This window comes from Pseudomonas sp. (genome assembly GCF_050739655.1).
Taxonomy (GTDB): Bacteria; Pseudomonadota; Gammaproteobacteria; order Pseudomonadales; family Pseudomonadaceae; genus Aquipseudomonas.
The window spans coordinates 1-2,071 of sequence record NZ_JBOIBY010000164.1 but is presented as its reverse complement, the minus strand read 5'-3'; the positions used below and the strand labels follow the sequence as shown (position 1 = coordinate 2,071).

At 54.2% G+C, this 2,071-nt stretch carries 2 protein-coding genes; one reads left to right on the top strand and one right to left on the bottom strand.

Going from position 1 to position 2,071, the window contains the following annotated elements:
* Positions 1 to 445 precede the first annotated feature (445 nt).
* Positions 446 to 646, bottom strand: a complete 201-nt coding sequence (locus ACRESJ_RS07800) for a hypothetical protein (RefSeq protein WP_007986337.1) — start codon at positions 644 to 646, stop codon at positions 446 to 448.
* A gap of 688 nt (positions 647 to 1,334) precedes the next feature.
* Here ACRESJ_RS07800 and pcaR point away from each other — a divergent pair.
* Positions 1,335 to 2,071, top strand: a 737-nt coding sequence (gene pcaR / locus ACRESJ_RS07795) for a pca regulon transcriptional regulator PcaR (RefSeq protein ID WP_431757386.1), incomplete at its 3' end; no start/stop codon positions are given.

Below are 2,071 nucleotides of genomic sequence, written 5' to 3'. Positions count from 1 at the left end.
GACAAAGGCCAGGGCGAGCAAGAGGCTCACAAGCACCCAAGCATCCAGTCCGCTGAATAAATCGATCATGAAGGTTTTCTGACCCGGTCATAAGGGGGCGCGATTATGCCAGAAAAGACTGCTAATCAATGCACTAGCTGCTCATCGGTAACATTATTCAACGAATTTTTTTGCCGCAGCACGTAAAGCCCCAGGGTTTTGCTGTGTTTTTTAAGTGGTTGATTTCGTTAGAAAAATACGCAGTAACAAAACCTTCACGACCCGGTAAGAGGGGCTTGAATGGTTGTACGAAAAATCTGAGAAATAGGTCAGATATCAGAAAACCGCCTGATTTCACGATGGTGATGGCCGCTGCCCGCTTGTAGCGGGCGCGAAAGGCAACATCAATACATCCCGCTTTTAACGGGTGCAGAGGCAGGCCCTTGTAAGGATCAGGCCAAAGCAGTCACGGCTCTTCGGCTTTGAGTTCCTTTTCCATTTTTTGAAGTTCTTGCTGGAAAACCTGATCCTGAACGGTGGCGCGTTTACGCCAGGGTTTGCGTTCCGGTTCGGGTTGAGCGGCGTAAGTGGTGACTTCTCCGCCGTAAACTTCCTTGTAACGTTGTTCCTGGCGCTCTAGTTCCGCGCGCAGTTCGTCTTTCGTCACAGTGCTACCTGATTGAGTTTGGATAAATTCTGGTGAAAACGCGCTGTATCAAATCGACTGATCACGTTCGTCGAATGGGCAATGCCCGTCAAGGCATCGTTTTGGCAACGGCGTGATCAATACTTCCATGTCACAGGCGGCTACGACACCAGAGATATATAGCTGACGTAGCTTCAGTTTCCTGTTTCAGCAAGCGCACTGGCAAGGCTGTGCAATGCGGATCTGGTGCTTGCTACGGGCAACGGCGATGGAACATCGCATTGCCGTGCAGCGGGTTCGGCAAGTAAAAAACCGAAGCGCTACTGAATTGTATTATAGCGGCCGATTTGAAGAACACTATCTCCAAAGAGTCAAAAGTGAATCTTGGTGTGTGACCGTTTTGTTGCTCAAAACTTGCGATTAACTGGAACGTCGACTGATACCACGTTGCCGAGATGCCTTTCTGACGCCATTAAGCCGAACAAGTTTCGGTATTTGGATTGCCTCATTAAGTCCTGTGTCGAGTCGATGTAAACAGAGCTTCGTGAGTCAGGGAAAAACCGGGCATCAGCGGATCAGGTGATTGACAGGGTGGATTGCGATTATCGGTCGAGCGTTCGATAATCGCCCGAAGATGATGGGCCGGGCTTGAGTGCAAGGCGGTAGCCCTTTGTAATAGTCGCTGATCCGAGTGGGTAAAGGACCTTGTATGAACGATCAAATGCGCAACTCTTTCGCTTCAGTGGCTCCACCCATCGTTGCCTCACCGGCCAAACGGATCCAGGCACTGACCGGCGACCCGGATTTCATGACGTCCCTTGCCCGTGGCCTGGCCGTGGTGCAAGCGTTTCAGGAGCGCAAACGGCACCTGACCATCGCCCAGATCAGTCACCGCACGGAAATTCCCCGCGCCGCCGTGCGACGTTGCCTACACACCTTGATCAAACTCGGCTACGCCACCACCGACGGTCGCACCTATTCGTTGCTGCCCAAAGTGCTGACCCTCGGCCATGCATACGTGTCATCAACGCCGCTGGCGGTTTCCGCCCAGCCTTACCTGGACCGCATGAGCGAGCAACTGCACGAGGCCTGCAACATGGCCACGCTGGAAGGTGATGACATTCTGTACATCGCCCGCTCCGCGACCACCCAGCGCCTGATTTCGGTGGACCTGTCGGTGGGTGGGCGCCTGCCGGCCTATTGCACGTCGATGGGACGGATTCTGCTGGCTGCGCTGGATGACACTTCGCTGGGCGAATACCTCGATCACGCCGAATTGCAGGCCAAGACCAGCCGTACGATTCACACCCCCGAGGCACTGCTCGAATGCCTGCAAGAGGTGCGACAGCAAGGCTGGTGCATCGTCGACCAGGAACTTGAGCAAGGGCTGCGTTCGATTGCCGTCCCGGTGTATGACGCGTCCGGCCAGGTGGTCGCGGCCCTCAA